Below are 14,329 nucleotides of genomic sequence, written 5' to 3'. Positions count from 1 at the left end.
ATGTCATCCTTAGTCTGGAAAAACAATCTAAATTACAATAGGATAATGAAATATTAGGTAAAAAGGATTTACCCATGATGATTGCAACTTTACTGGCACCAGACAATGAAACGCGAGTAGCCATTACTCCAAACTCAGCAAAGCACTTTATAAAATTGGGTTTTGAAGTCGCCATAGAAAAAGATGCTGGTCTTGCTGCAGGTTTCAAAGATCAAAATTACGAAGAGGTTGGTGCTTCTATTCATGATAAAAAAAGCATCCTGAGAAAAGCTAACCTTCTTTTATGTATTAATGAACCTGATCCCAAAACCATAGAAGGCTTGCCCCAGGGTGCCTTGATCATAGGCCACATAGATAATGATCCAGAAAATAAGCTAATCGCCTGGTGCAAGGAAAAACAAATTACACTGTTCTCAATGAACCTTATACCCCGCATAAGTCGCGCCCAAAGTATGGACAGCCTATCCTCGCAGGCAAATCTTGCAGGTTATAGGGCAGTTCTGGAAGCATGCACTCAATTCCACCGAGCCATTCCGATGATGATGACGGCAGCAGGAATGATTCAACCAGCGAAAGTGCTTGTTCTTGGTGCCGGAGTAGCTGGTTTGCAGGCTATAGCGACAGCCAAACGTTTAGGTGCTGTAGTTTATGCATTCGACGTACGACGGGCGGCAAAAGAGCAAGTTGAAAGTTTAGGCGCAGAATTTATTGAAGTGAATCAGGAACAAGACAGTGAAACTCAAGGTGGCTATGCTTCGGAAATGAGTGAAGAATATAAAAAACTTCAAGCAGAGCTTATTGATCAATATGCTATATTAGCAGATATTGTCATTTCCACCGCATTAATTCCAGGTAGAAAAGCACCTGTGTTACTTTATAAAAAAACCGTAGAGCAAATGAAACCTGGATCAGTTGTTGTTGATCTTGCAACTTCCCGAGGAGGAAACTGTGAAGTCAGCATTTTGAATCAAACCATAAAGCACGGGGAAGTGACTGTTATCGGTTTAAGTAACCTGGCGGGGCTGGTTCCAGCTACTGCGAGTGAACTGTATGCCAATAATCTGGTACATCTAATTAGTTTGTTAGCCCCCAAACCGCCAGAAATCACATTGAATCCCAGTGATGAAATCATTCAACAAGCAGTACTTTGTCATCAAAATCAATATCTACCGTTTCAGGCAATCAAGGAGACACAAAGTGCATGAGCCCTACATTACCATACTCACTATTTTCGTTTTAGCCTGTTTTGTAGGATATTATGTCGTATGGAAGGTTACCCCTGCCCTGCATACTCCATTAATGTCAGTCACCAACGCAATATCCAGTATTATTGTTTTAGGGGCACTTATTGCCGCAGGAAGCCAGTTAACAGGAAAAATCACCTGGATCGGAGGTTTAGCAATATTTATTACATCGATTAATATTTTCGGTGGGTTTGTTGTAACTCAACGTATGCTGCGTATGTATAAAAAATAGTTACAAAAATTAAGGATAATTTCTTATGACAGCTCTAGTTCCTTTATTTTATCTATTATCTGCTGTGTGTTTTATATTGGCACTCAAAGGCTTAGCCAGTCCAGCATCTGCACGGAGAGGAAATCTTTTGGGTATTGCCGGCATGACCCTTGCGGTAGGATCGACTTTGATGATGCCAACAACCTATCATCAACCATTACTACTTAGCTTAATCATTGCGGGAGGCATAATTGGAACTTATATTGCCTTCAAAATTAATATGACGGCTATCCCACAACTCGTCGCCGCATTTCACTCCTTAGTAGGGATGGCTGCAGTGTTAGTTGCTTTCTGTGCTTACTTGTCCCCAGCCTCGTTTCATATTGGTGTCCCTGGCGCAATTGCTAAAGCGAGCCTTATCGAAATGAGCCTGGGTTTAATTATAGGCGCCATCACATTTTCAGGCTCAGTCATTGCCTTTCTCAAATTGCAAGGAATTATGTCAGGTAAACCAATCAAGCTCATAGGTCATAACCTAATTAATCTGATTACCGCAGTAGCCATCCTCATTTTATTAGCCTTGTTTTTTATTAACCAAACACTGACGCTGTTTAGCGTAATGGCTGGCTTGTCATTTTTAATTGGCGTATTGCTCATTATCCCTATTGGCGGTGCGGATATGCCAGTGGTTATATCAATGCTTAACTCATACTCAGGGTGGGCAGCAGCAGGTATTGGATTTACACTCAGCAACCATTTGCTTGTTATTACAGGGGCTTTAGTAGGGGCTAGTGGAGCCATTCTCAGTTACATCATGTGCGTGGGAATGAACCGTTCAATATTTAATGTAATCTTTGGCGGCATCCAGTCATCAGAGGCTAATTTACATGCAGGTGCAGCAGATGAATCAAGGACTGTACGACAAGGTAACGGTGAAGACGCGGCGTTCCTTTTAAGTAATGCTAAAGATGTAATCATTGTCCCAGGATACGGCATGGCGGTAGCGCATGCCCAACATGCAGTCAAAGAATTAGTGGATGCCTTAGAACATCGCAACATCAAAGTTCGCTTTGCAATTCATCCTGTTGCTGGTCGAATGCCGGGGCATATGAATGTATTACTTGCAGAGGCTAATATTCCATATGATAGAGTTTTTGAGCAAAGTGAGATTAATCGTGATTTTTCAAGCTGTGATGTAGCATACATCATTGGAGCGAACGATATCACAAATCCTGCAGCAAAAACCGATCCTAGTTCTCCAATTTATGGTATGCCCGTTTTGGAAGTAGAAAAAGCAAGAAATGTATTGTTTGTCAAACGAAGTATGGCACCTGGCTATGCAGGTGTGGAAAATGCACTGTTTTACCATGACAATACCTATATGCTTTTTGGTGATGCAAAAGTAATGACTGAATCGATTGCCAAGGCTTTGGAAACACTATAAACCTACATCAACAACAACCTGGGGTTTCCCGGGTTTTTCTAAATTAAATTTAGATCACGATTCGAGCATTCACCACATGAATATTAATTTGCCATACATACAAAATAAATGTATCTTAGTTCGGTTATTATCATTATGGAGTTATTTAATGTTACGTAAATTTGGACTTTGCTTGTTATGTTTTACCACATCTTTAAGTACAAGCACATATTCTATGGAAAGTCATTTGCTCCAACGAGGAGTCACAATTGAATATGAATTACCTAGTAATGACCCTCAAATATTTCTTAATTACCTGTTCTGGCCTGTAGAAGCTAATTGTAAAATCGATTCCCAAGATGAAGGTGATGATTTTTTAGTTGTAGCATTAGCTAAAAAAGGAAAAGTTAATGATATCGGCTTGTCCGCAGGAGAATCTTTACGAATCACCGTCCATCCTGGTGAAAATTTAAAGATTAATGCAGACTCAGGTGCAAAAGTTGAAATCACTAATTTGGGGCTACATACAGTAAAAGCTACGTGCACTGCTTCTTAATGCACAGAGAAACTCTTTTTTAAAAACATACTATATCCTAGGCTCAGCTTAAGGAAATATTCTGCTATCCAAACTTAGCCTGAACTGAAAACCCCGTAGCTGTCAAGCTAAAGGTATTTAGTGTTTCGTTTTACTTAAATTCGCAAGTAAACCTGTCATCCCTGCGTATGCAGGGAGCCCTTTTTATATTGGCAAGGTGCCCAATCATGGATGGACACCTGCTTTCTGTCCTATATGAATTGGACTTCCGTAAGCTGTCACTTACCAAGCGGACCCTAGGAAAATTTTATCCTAGTGTTCCCGAGTCGCATGGAATTGAATTTTAGGATATCGTTCTTCAGCCATTGTTAAATTAACACGAGTCGGAGCAAGGTACATTAAAGCATCACTTCCATCCAGTGCCAGATAATCATGCGCTTTTATTCGGAATTCACTCATTGCTTTATCATCGTCAGAGTAAACCCAACGAGCACAAGATACATTGACTGTTTCATAAATACAATCTACCTTATATTCATGTTTCAAACGATGAGCGACCACATCAAACTGCAGCACCCCAACCGCTCCCAAGATCAATTGATTACTATTTAACGGCCTAAATACCTGGGTTGCACCTTCTTCAGATAATTCAATTAAACCTTTTAATAAAGCCTTACTCTTTAATGGATCTTTTAAACGCACCAACCGAAAGAGCTCAGGAGCAAAATTGGGAATACCAGTAAATTTTAATTGCTCACCTTGAGTAAAGGTATCACCGATTCGAATTGTTCCATGATTATGCAAACCAATAATATCACCAGGTAAAGCAATTTCTGTGTGTGAACGGTCTCCCGCCATAAAAGTTAAGGCATTAGAAATTTGCACTTCTTTGCCAATGCGTAATTGATTGATTTTCATACCTTTTCTATAAGATCCAGAACAAATACGTAAAAAAGCAATTCTGTCTCTATGTTTCGGATCCATATTAGCCTGAATTTTAAACACAAATCCGCTAAAACTATCTTCATTCGGTGATACAGCCCGCTCTTGAGTTGCACGAGGTTGCGGCGCTGGAGCATAACGAACGTAATCATCCAGTAACTCTTTGATCCCAAAATTATTAATTGCAGACCCAAAATAAACTGGTGTCATTTTACCTGCTAAATAGTCCTCTAAATTGAATTCATGAGAAGCGCCTTTGACCAGCTCAATCTCTTCACGTAATTCCTCGGCACCATCACCCAATATTTCATCCAATTGTGGATTATCTAATCCTTTAATTTGCATCGCATCCTGTTTTTGCGCATTTTTTCCAGGTTGATATAAATAAACTATGTCTTCATAACGGTGGTAAATGCCTTTAAAACGTTTTCCCATGCCTACAGGCCAAGTAATTGGCGCACATTGAATTCCTAAAACTGATTCAACCTCATCCAGTAGATCAATAGGATCACGACCTTCACGATCCAGTTTATTAATAAAAGTCATGATTGGTGTATCACGCAAACGACATACTTCCATCAATTTAACAGTTCGTTCCTCGACCCCCTTAGCTACGTCAATAACCATCAGGGCTGAATCTACTGCAGTCAACGTACGGTAAGTATCCTCAGAAAAGTCCTCATGCCCTGGAGTATCCAACAAATTCATAACATGCTGATTATGTACAAACTGCATCACAGAAGTAGTAATAGAAATACCACGCTCTTTTTCCATTTCCATCCAGTCTGAAGTCGCATGCCGATCGGCCTTACGTCCTTTAACCGTTCCAGCTAATTGAATCGCGCCTCCAAACAAAAGTAATTTTTCGGTTACTGTGGTCTTACCCGCATCAGGGTGAGAAATAATTGCGAAGGTTCGTCGTGTATTAAAATCCTGATAAAAATCGGACATAAAAATTCTCTAAACAATATATAATCGTATGTAGTGAATTTTAAGACATTCTTCTGAACAAATACAAGACGAAGCAATTATTCTTAGGAAAATAGTGAATAGATAGGGCTGTAAAATAGTCTTTAACCCTTAAAGGCGTTATGATCAAAACTTAATTCATAAATTAAGATATATTGACCATTCATCTTAATAAAATTCACGCTAAATACAAATATTTATAGGAGATAATGAACTCATCATGAAACGTTGCACATGGGTTGGAACCGGCAAGCCTTATTATGAACAGTACCATGATACGGAGTGGGGCATTCCTGTACATAATGATCAGAAACATTTTGAAATGCTTTTGCTTGAAGGTGCGCAAGCAGGCTTGAGCTGGGAAACAATTCTTAAGCGCCGTGAAGCATACCGTAAAGCATTCAAACAATTTGATCCCAATGCCGTAGTAAAAATGACGGACGAGGAATTACATTCTCTACTTACTGATTCGAGCATTATTCGTAACCGCCTTAAAATTTTTTCAGCACGCAAAAATGCGCTTGCGTTCTTGAAGATTGCAGAAGAATTCGGTTCCTTCGATAACTACGTTTGGCGATTTGTGAATGGCAGTCCTAAAATAAACTATCCTAAAAAGCTTCAAGAAGTACCGGCTAGCACCCCCGAATCCGATGCTTTAGCCAAAGATTTAAAAAAAAGAGGAATGAGTTTTGTCGGGTCAACAATCATGTATGCTTACATGCAAGCCGTCGGAATGGTTGATGATCATTTAGTCGATTGCTTTTGTAAAAATCGACAGATTGGCTAGTCTATAAAATGAGTACTTGAAATTGTAACCCGGGGTGCAGCGAGGCAGAACCCCGGTTCCTCAAAGTTCAGGGCGTCATACAGATTGGTTAGCATCTTCCTGCTTTTTAAGCTCTGTATAAAAATCCTGTGCCTTTTGGTCAAGATATTTTTTGCAACCTTCTGGATCGATAAAGGGATTCTTTCTGCCCTTTTGCAATGATAAATATTTGTTTTTTAAATCAAACATTCCAGCATGTGCACCAAGAAAAAAATCACAGCGCAATGATTCTAGTACTTTTATAGAATGCTTATAATCTTGAGCAATATTAGGGTAGGTTATATTACCAACCAATTTATAGCCAGGATTTACGCCAATGCTTCCTACAATCACAGCCTGATATTGCTTACTGTGATCTTTTATTTTCATTGTCCAAGTAGTGCAACCCTTAGTATGTCCGGGAGTCAAATGAGCAGTTAATACAGTTCCTCCTAATTCCACCTTATCCCCGTCATGAAGCACCTTATCCACAGTACTTTGAGTGAAATAAGTGCTGGTGTCATTTGCATAATGAAAATCAGATTTACCTCCAGATAAAACCAAAGGTACATCCTCATCCATAACCATGTATTTTGCGTTTGTTTGCTGCTTAATCAATTCACTCCCCGCAGCATGATCAAAATGAGCATGACTAATCAGCAAAATTTTAGTATCTCTGAATTTAAAACCTAGTTTCTCTATGCTGTTTTTAATCATTGGAACATTTGCCTCAAGGTCACTATTGATCAAAATATTCCCTTTAGGCGTAACAATCAGATAACTTGCGAGATCATCAGTACCCACATAATACAAATTTCCAGCAATCTGAAAAGGAGGAAAAGAATTTGGCATTGGGTAGGCAAAACTTGAATGATTCAATACCAGGATCAGTGTGCTTAAACATAATACTTTTTTCATGACAATAAAAATCCAAAAATTAACGCAAAATTACCCAAAAGAGTACTTCATTTAAAATGGTTATAGGATACATATTGTTTAATTTTTTTCAAATAAAAATGAGCCCTACCCTGAATTACATCCTGTTAATGTCTTGAATGTCATAACCTGGACATTTTGTTTCTTAGCTGCTGAAAATTGACAGGCTACTTTTCATTAATGATTACCACAGAGTATGGATGCATGAAAATTTAAATGATCTTCGATAAAACTTGCGATGAAATAATAACTATGATCATAGCCCTTTTGCATACGCAAATTAAGCGCAACTTGGGCTTTCACGCACGCAGCCTGAAATAATTCGGGCTTAAGTTGTTCTTTTAAATAAGGATCCTCAACCCCTTGATCAATCAAAATATGCTGATGCGGCCATCCTCTTTCTACGATGAGTTCACACGCATCATACTTCTTCCACTGTTTTTTATCCGTTCCCAGATAACCTGTAAATGCCTTTTGTCCCCATTGACATTGGGATGGTGCACAAATGGGAGCAAAAGCAGAAACAGAACGATATTGCGTCGGATATTTCAAAGCCAAAATAAGTGCGCCATGTCCGCCCATAGAATGGCCAAAGATACCACATGCGTGATGATTGAGTGGAAAATTTTGCTGAAGTATATTCGGTAATTCTTCATGCACATAAGTTGACATATTGTAATATTTTGACCAAGGTGATTGTGTAGCATCCACATAAAATCCGGCACCAACACCAAAATCATAACTCTCTTTATCCCCAGGTAAATTAACCTCTCGAGGACTTGTATCAGGTACAACAAGAGCTAAACCTAGATGAGCGGCGATACGTTGTGCCCCTGCTTTAGTAATAAAATTTTGTTCTGTACACGTTAACCCTGAAAGCCAGTACAATACGGGAACACTCTGTTTTTGCGCTTGTGGCGGCAAAAAAAGACCGAAACGCATAGTACAATCTGTTACCTCAGATTGATGAGAATATATGCGCTGAGTACCCTCAAAACAGAAGTGCTCTTCAATCAGTTTAATAGCCATTATTTATTTTCCTTAGCGCTTAAAAAGTGAGCACCGTACGAATTGACTGTCCCTGATGCATTAAATCAAAGGCCTGATTAATTTGCTCAAAAGGAAGAACATGAGTAATTAAATCATCAATATTGATTTTCCCATCCATATACCAATCAACAATTTTAGGAACATCAGTGCGCCCACGCATGCCACCAAATGCCGATCCTTTCCACACTCTGCCAGTAACCAATTGGAACGGCCTGGTAGCAATCTCCTGCCCCGCTCCTGCAACCCCAATTACCGTACAAACACCCCAACCTTTATGACAACACTCCAGCGCTTGACGCATCAGTTTTACATCACCCACACATTCAAAACTATAATCAGCTCCCCCTTTAGTCAGCTCAACCAGGTAAGCCACCAAATCATTATTAATTTCCATAGGATTAACAAAATCAGTCATTCCCATTTTTTCAGCTAATACGCGGCGTTCAGATTTGATATCAATACCTATGATCTGTTCTGCCCCAACCATATGAGCTGCTTGCACCACATTAAGTCCAACGCCGCCCAAACCAAAAACAATAACCCGAGAGCCTGGAGTAACTTTTGCGGTATTAATTACGGCACCTACTCCTGTAGTTACACCACAGCCGATGTAACATACTTTTTCAAAGGAAGCATCCTCGCGAATTTTCGCAACAGCAATTTCAGGTAACACAATATAATTAGCAAAAGTTGATGTTCCCATATAATGGAATATTTTTTTTCCATTAAGACTGAAGCGGCTTGTTCCATCAGGCATTACCCCCTGGCCTTGTGTTGCCCGAATTGCCTGACAAAGGTTGGTTTTCTGTGAAAGACAATATTCACATTGACGGCATTCAGGGGTATATAAAGGAATTACATGATCACCAGGCTTTAGAGAAGTGACTTCTGGACCTATATCTACAATAACACCAGCGCCTTCATGCCCTAAAATAACTGGAAAAAGACCTTCAGGATCATCACCAGACAATGTAAATGCATCAGTATGACAAACCCCTGTAGCCTTAATTTCAATAAGTACCTCTCCCTTTTTGGGCCCCTCCAATTCAACCATTTCGATTACCAACGGTTTCCCAACCTCGTATGCTACTGCAGCCTTTACTTGCATCCCACCCCCTACATATAGAAACACCACCCCAAGTAACTAACCACTTCATTTAAATAAGTTACCTTAAGTTAGATAATTTAAATGTAGATGGACGCTTTAGCAACGATAAACGGACTTAAACTACAACTCTTCAATCACATTTATTTTCTTTTAGTGTTATTTTATACTCATAGATTAAACTAATACTAAAAAGATTAAATAAATCTCAGCTACATAGGACAGAGTATGATTATTCATAGTGAATTTAAACCTGCTTGGTGGCTTACCAATACACATGGGCAAACTCTGTATCGAACATTGACGCATCGCGTGACTGTTTCTGTGGACTCTTATGAACGACTTGAGCTTCCTGATGGTGATTTTATTGATCTTGTCTGGAAAGTTAATGGATTAAGAAATGATGCCCCTTTAATCATTCTGGTTCATGGATTAGGAGGTAATATCAATTCAGCATATGTTAGCACTTTGTTCCATGCATTCAATAAATCCGGATATCGAGCGGTTTTGATGAATCTTCGTGGCGCAAGCGGTGAACCAAATCGTCTACCTCGTTCTTATCATGGTGGGGATACCACTGATTTGGCTCATTTTCTTAATGTACTGAAATTAAGAGAACCCAGAACCAAAAAAGCTGTAGTTGGCATTTCATTAGGCGGCAATATACTTCTCAAATGGTTGGGAGAAACAAGCTCTCAATCTCTAATTGATGCAGCCGTTGCAGTTTCTGTGCCATTCCAATTGCAAAATGTAGTTCAAAAGATAAATAAAGGATTTTCTCGTGTATATCAGGCACATTTGTTAGAAAAATTACGCGCAGCTTTTTTACAAAAATTGGATGTTATAAATTTCCAATTACCACTTTCTAAAGAGAAGCTGTTTTCCATAAAAACCCTATACGAATTTGATGAAAAAATAACTGCTCCATTACATGGATTTGCCAATGCAAATGACTATTATCAAAAATCGAGTTCACGACAGTATCTCTCTCGAATTGCTACACCTACTTTAATTATTCATGCTTTAGATGATCCTTTTATGACGCCCGAGATTCTACCGACTAGCACTGAATTATCTTCAGATATTCTTTTGGAATTAAGTCCACATGGAGGCCATGTAGGATTTATTGCAGATAAAAAACACTTCTGGCTGGAGCAACGAATCCCTAATTTTTTAATGGATTATTTGCTGATCCCTTCTAATACTTTTTTATTCGAGAAAATGAATTAATATCGTTTAAATTAATCAATTTTTTGGTTAGTCCCATCGATGAGTACAGTAACACCCACTATAAAATTAAAATTGTTCTTATGGATATATTTGAGATGGCACAATTGATGACTGTTGCTGGTTTGCTGAAGCACTTACTGCAGAGGGAATAGATACCAAGGCTCTTGGAGACCTCACTAATCAATGTTCGCAGATTTAGGGACTGGGCCTATTTATTTAAGAATGGTGCAAAACACGAAATCCCTATCTTTATCCTGACAGTTTTAGAAACATTCAATCCTATATTGATATTGCACTTTCACTGACATTGGAAAAAGAAGATCTGGATGCATTCTTAACTGCCATCAAAAAGGAGCATGATCCTTATGAAATCAAAAGATAATATGAATCATTGTGTTGCTTTCATCACAGGCAGAAATGGTGGGGTCTTGCCATGGCACTCGCCTTACGAAATGCTAAAGCACAAGTAATTGTTTGCGGTCGAAATCAGGAAAAGCCCAAAAACATGATCTCATGTCACTCACCATGGATGTAAGTTTTCTCTCCTCAACTGGCTCGGACTCCATAACAGGTACAATTATCCCAGTTGATGGAGGATCGATCGGATCATTTGGTGACCACGAAGTTAAATTCTAGTGCGTAAAATTAAAGATATTCAAAATCTTTTCTGTTCCTAAAGCCACTTTAACGGCTGCAAAGCATTTTAACTTTTTAATGATTGCCAAAGTGCGATGTGAGCACCAGTCGGATCGACAACAACTGCAAATAAACCAAAATCGCCCGCTTTAGTCACTGAAACTTTTACTGTTGCACCATGCTTGATTGCTTTGGCTAATGTATCCTCCAGATTTTCTACCAAAATATACCCCATCCAATGAGGTGGGATTTTATCTTGTTTATCTTTGGGTATTTCCAAGATCCCGCCTATTGATTGATCACCCGTGCTCGTTCTAAATAGAGTGTAGATCATATCGCCTACGGCTTCTTCAGTATATTGCCAACCTAATACATGTCTATAAAACTCTTTCGCAGCGATGACATTAGGAGTAACCAATTCATTCCAACAAAATTCACCAAACTGTGGGTTATTCATCATTAATCTCCTTATTTATTTACTGGATTCAGCAATAAAGGTACCCCTATTTGTTTGCCTTGATGGAGTAACCGTAAGAAAAAATGCAGAATTCCAGAACTTCCAACCATCAAATCTGCAGTGGCAACATGAGGATCTTCAGTTAACCAGTAATACGCCCCTGTTTCCGTTGTTTGTCTCATTGCATATAGAAATTTCGCTACAAATGCCGCTCTCTCGAGCCATTCCTCATCATCTAATATACGAAACGCCTCCAAATAAATATCTCCTAATCCACTTAGCCCATGACATTGACTAAAATTAGGGTAGCGTAAATTAATAGGATGAATTTTTAATGCTTGGCGAGCTAAATCTGCGTACTTTTTATCACCGGTCAACTCGTATAGTCGTAAATAGGTCAATGCAATACCCGGGCCGCCATGACACCACCAACGCCACCTGGCAGGATTTTTTGTACTGTAGGTCCACAGGAGTAGAGAATCTTCACCTACTTGTTGATGAATTGCCTGTTGCTGCAGCCAATTGATTGCACGTAGAGCACTTGTCCATGCAGCATTATCATTTTCTCGCGCAGAAAATTCAGTTAAAAAGTAAGCAATACCTGCAACTCCATGAGCAAAACCAGATAAAATTTCTCCTGACATTCCAGGTACACCTTCTGGCATAATCCAGGAACCATCAGCCAGCTGATTGGTAACTAAATAATCAACACACTGTTCTACATTTTCTTGAAAGGACGGTATGCCCAAACGATCGAAACAATACATGGCTGCTATTCCCTGGCCAGCAGCACCATGAGTGACATCAGGCCAATCTACAGTTTTATTCAAACACGTATGAATCATTTTAATTAACGATTCATCGGAATTTTGAATACCAGTTGATATCGCCTCCGTCAAAGCAACACCAACGCCTGCGGTACCAAAGTGTAATCCGGGCAGTTCCCCATCAACGGTATATTGATCTGAAATCAACCAATTTATAGCCTGCTGAATTCTCAACTTGCCTTCTGGAGGCAAAAATCCAAAGTGAGCTAAGCGGCTCAAGGCATAAACGACCCCAGCCACACCGCGATTTGCACTTCGTCGAAATTCATATTGCTGACTGTAGCGGTGTTTTATTTGATGTTGCGCTCCATTTTCTATGGATATCGATAACCAAAGACCCGCTTCAGATTGAATAGCACCAGATTGTAATAAACCTCGAGTCCCCTCTATCAATGTATTTTGTATTTCTTCTTGAGTTAACAATGTTTTCTTCGGATTTTTTGTTACCGCACCTCTGGGCTTTATCTCTGAGATTGACTGAGCCAACACAGAAGAAATTGCTTCAAGTGAAGGACGTATTGCTGGGTCACTACTAACACAATCTATTACAATTTCCAGTAATGGTAACGGAGCAGCCTGGGTTATTTCTTGTAAACAAGCGAGCAAATTGTCATTATTGCTACGGACAATGCGACGTGGATCGATACCGGTTAAAACTAACAACAATAGGCATCCAATAGCATATAAATCATCAGCTATCGCAGGGGCTTCTCTATTTGCTTGTTGGGGAGACATAAAACCCGCAGTGCCAAGTCCAAAAGCTGGAGACAGATCATCTAAAGCATGGCATAGTTCTAAATCAAGCAAATAAAGCTCGCCATTCTCTGCAAGCCAAATATTGGATGCAGTTAAGTCGCGGTGTACATAGCCTTGCTTATGAAGTTGGCTTACAACGCCTATAAGCTTTTGGCACCAATTAAGCAATAACATTTTCTTATCGAGTGGGAGAGTGCCAAAGCTAGACCCCTCTAAAGTTTGCACTGCAAATGTTTCAATGCTCTTCCCTTCCACCCACTCTAGCGGTAAATAACCATCCCCTTCGACTTCAAAGTAAGCATCCGCGGAAGGAACAGGAAGATGTTGGCTCAAATTAGCGTGCAATTCAGCCTGCCGTTGTAATCGGGTGCGCATATCTCTATTGTAATGGTCAGTCATACAGAATTGTTTGCCCTGCTTAAGAACTTTTAATCCGACAGAATCTTGGCAACGTAAATCCAATACTTTATAAACCCCGCCCTTAGGTTGATCGCGCAGTACCTCCAAAATTAAATAACCAGGACCAAATAATTTGGTTGGTTTTCCATCAACAATGTGCACAGACTCAGACAAATTATCATTCTGTGTTAACTCAAGACGCCAATCTTTATATGGGTTTTCTACACCCTCAGGAGATCGGAATGGAACTTGATATTCATCAATTCGTAGTGATTGATCTGGGGCATAGATCATAAGCCGTATTAATCCTAAACGATCTCGTTTGATAATCGGATTAAAGCCGCCATATCTCGTATAAACGATATCACCTAAACGCATATCTGAGATGATGCGCGGGCCGAGCATACCGTGAGTTAATTGAACAAGCTCTTCGGCTAATTGTACGGCCTGCTTGTCATCCCTAGGGTAAATCGTCATAAATTTACCTATTTGAGTCCTGCCCAACTCCCCTTCATTGAGATAGCCTAAAGTCATGGTATCCCTTGCAATTTTAAAAGAAGGGACTTTATGCCTTAAAAGGCAAGGAATAACGGAGTTCAATAATTGAATGGCCTCTCCGGGTATGGTAGAAATATGTAATTTCCAACCCTGTATTCGCTCAGTTTTGCCAACAGATGCCCAAGGACCACGTAATTCGGGTTCCAGTGCAAAAGAGCGTAGATAATCTGCATAATCAACATCTTTTGCACTGTCATCTAAAGAATTATTATGATCTTTAACTTGTTCAATATATGCCATAATTGT

12 protein-coding genes are annotated in these 14,329 nt (G+C 39.5%); 6 read left to right on the top strand and 6 right to left on the bottom strand.

Going from position 1 to position 14,329, the window contains the following annotated elements; genetic code table 11:
- The first annotated feature begins 74 nt into the window (after positions 1-74).
- The 4 genes from Lpar_RS08915 (at position 75) to Lpar_RS08900 (ending at position 3,434) form a co-directional block, all read left to right on the top strand.
- Positions 75-1,205 (top strand): Re/Si-specific NAD(P)(+) transhydrogenase subunit alpha, encoded by a 1,131-nt coding sequence (locus tag Lpar_RS08915; RefSeq protein ID WP_058517616.1) that lies wholly within the window; start codon positions 75-77, stop codon positions 1,203-1,205.
- Positions 1,198-1,476: a proton-translocating transhydrogenase family protein gene (locus Lpar_RS08910; RefSeq protein ID WP_058517615.1), complete on the top strand. Its 279-nt coding sequence runs from the start codon at positions 1,198-1,200 to the stop codon at positions 1,474-1,476. The genes Lpar_RS08915 and Lpar_RS08910 overlap by 8 nt, the downstream gene beginning before the upstream one ends.
- A 25-nt stretch (positions 1,477-1,501) precedes the next feature.
- Entirely contained in the window at positions 1,502-2,899 is a 1,398-nt protein-coding gene (locus Lpar_RS08905; protein WP_058517614.1) for an NAD(P)(+) transhydrogenase (Re/Si-specific) subunit beta, read from the top strand.
- Between the two features lie 148 nt (positions 2,900-3,047).
- A complete protein-coding gene (locus tag Lpar_RS08900; protein ID WP_058517613.1) occupies positions 3,048-3,434 on the top strand; it encodes a hypothetical protein in 387 nt (128 codons plus the stop codon).
- Between the two features lie 291 nt (positions 3,435-3,725).
- Here the strand turns inward: Lpar_RS08900 and Lpar_RS08895 are convergent, their stop codons facing one another.
- On the bottom strand, positions 3,726-5,306 hold the full coding sequence (locus tag Lpar_RS08895; protein ID WP_058517612.1) for a peptide chain release factor 3: 1,581 nt from the start codon (positions 5,304-5,306) through the stop codon (positions 3,726-3,728).
- Between the two features lie 238 nt (positions 5,307-5,544).
- On the opposite strand from Lpar_RS08895, the gene Lpar_RS08890 reads away from it, so the two are divergent.
- Positions 5,545-6,111, top strand: coding sequence for a DNA-3-methyladenine glycosylase I (locus Lpar_RS08890; protein WP_058517611.1), 567 nt, complete (start codon positions 5,545-5,547; stop codon positions 6,109-6,111).
- Positions 6,112-6,186: 75 nt separating this feature from the next.
- On the opposite strand, the gene bla is transcribed toward Lpar_RS08890, so the two are convergent.
- From bla to Lpar_RS08875, 3 genes are all read right to left on the bottom strand, one after another.
- Complete coding sequence (gene bla / locus Lpar_RS08885; protein ID WP_058517610.1) at positions 6,187-7,047, bottom strand: subclass B3 metallo-beta-lactamase; 861 nt, start codon at positions 7,045-7,047, stop codon at positions 6,187-6,189.
- 195 nt (positions 7,048-7,242) lie between these two features.
- Positions 7,243-8,094 (bottom strand): S-formylglutathione hydrolase, encoded by an 852-nt coding sequence (gene fghA, locus Lpar_RS08880; RefSeq protein ID WP_058517609.1) that lies wholly within the window; start codon positions 8,092-8,094, stop codon positions 7,243-7,245.
- A 19-nt stretch (positions 8,095-8,113) separates the two neighbouring features.
- On the bottom strand, positions 8,114-9,223 hold the full coding sequence (locus tag Lpar_RS08875) for an S-(hydroxymethyl)glutathione dehydrogenase/class III alcohol dehydrogenase (RefSeq protein ID WP_058517608.1): 1,110 nt from the start codon (positions 9,221-9,223) through the stop codon (positions 8,114-8,116).
- Between the two features lie 225 nt (positions 9,224-9,448).
- Between Lpar_RS08875 and Lpar_RS08870 the strand changes: the two genes are divergently transcribed.
- Entirely contained in the window at positions 9,449-10,450 is a 1,002-nt protein-coding gene (locus Lpar_RS08870; protein ID WP_058517607.1) for a hydrolase, read from the top strand.
- A 703-nt stretch (positions 10,451-11,153) separates the two neighbouring features.
- On the opposite strand, the gene Lpar_RS08865 is transcribed toward Lpar_RS08870, so the two are convergent.
- Complete coding sequence (locus tag Lpar_RS08865) at positions 11,154-11,543, bottom strand: VOC family protein (protein WP_058517606.1); 390 nt, start codon at positions 11,541-11,543, stop codon at positions 11,154-11,156.
- An 11-nt stretch (positions 11,544-11,554) separates the two neighbouring features.
- Positions 11,555-14,323, bottom strand: a complete 2,769-nt coding sequence (locus Lpar_RS08860) for a class III lanthionine synthetase LanKC N-terminal domain-containing protein (protein WP_058517605.1) — start codon at positions 14,321-14,323, stop codon at positions 11,555-11,557.
- Between the last annotated feature and the right edge of the window lie 6 nt (positions 14,324-14,329).

Source organism: Legionella parisiensis, from assembly GCF_001467945.1.
GTDB lineage: Bacteria > Pseudomonadota > Gammaproteobacteria > Legionellales > Legionellaceae > Legionella > Legionella parisiensis.
The sequence above is the reverse complement of the archived record's forward strand: the minus strand, read 5'-3'. Positions and strand labels throughout refer to the sequence as shown.

What these genes read in the sequence shown, in the direction of transcription:
- Lpar_RS08865 (WP_058517606.1), bottom strand. Translation starts at nt 11,543, where the DNA reads ATGAATAACCCACAGTTTGGTGAATTTTGTTGGAATGAATTGGTTACT.
- Lpar_RS08915 (WP_058517616.1), top strand. Translation starts at nt 75, where the DNA reads ATGATGATTGCAACTTTACTGGCACCAGACAATGAAACGCGAGTAGCC.
- Lpar_RS08870 (WP_058517607.1), top strand. Translation starts at nt 9,449, where the DNA reads ATGATTATTCATAGTGAATTTAAACCTGCTTGGTGGCTTACCAATACA.
- Lpar_RS08890 (WP_058517611.1), top strand. Translation starts at nt 5,545, where the DNA reads ATGAAACGTTGCACATGGGTTGGAACCGGCAAGCCTTATTATGAACAG.
- bla (WP_058517610.1), bottom strand. Translation starts at nt 7,047, where the DNA reads ATGAAAAAAGTATTATGTTTAAGCACACTGATCCTGGTATTGAATCAT.
- Lpar_RS08875 (WP_058517608.1), bottom strand. Translation starts at nt 9,223, where the DNA reads ATGCAAGTAAAGGCTGCAGTAGCATACGAGGTTGGGAAACCGTTGGTA.
- Lpar_RS08895 (WP_058517612.1), bottom strand. Translation starts at nt 5,306, where the DNA reads ATGTCCGATTTTTATCAGGATTTTAATACACGACGAACCTTCGCAATT.
- fghA (WP_058517609.1), bottom strand. Translation starts at nt 8,094, where the DNA reads ATGGCTATTAAACTGATTGAAGAGCACTTCTGTTTTGAGGGTACTCAG.
- Lpar_RS08860 (WP_058517605.1), bottom strand. Translation starts at nt 14,323, where the DNA reads ATGGCATATATTGAACAAGTTAAAGATCATAATAATTCTTTAGATGAC.
- Lpar_RS08900 (WP_058517613.1), top strand. Translation starts at nt 3,048, where the DNA reads ATGTTACGTAAATTTGGACTTTGCTTGTTATGTTTTACCACATCTTTA.
- Lpar_RS08905 (WP_058517614.1), top strand. Translation starts at nt 1,502, where the DNA reads ATGACAGCTCTAGTTCCTTTATTTTATCTATTATCTGCTGTGTGTTTT.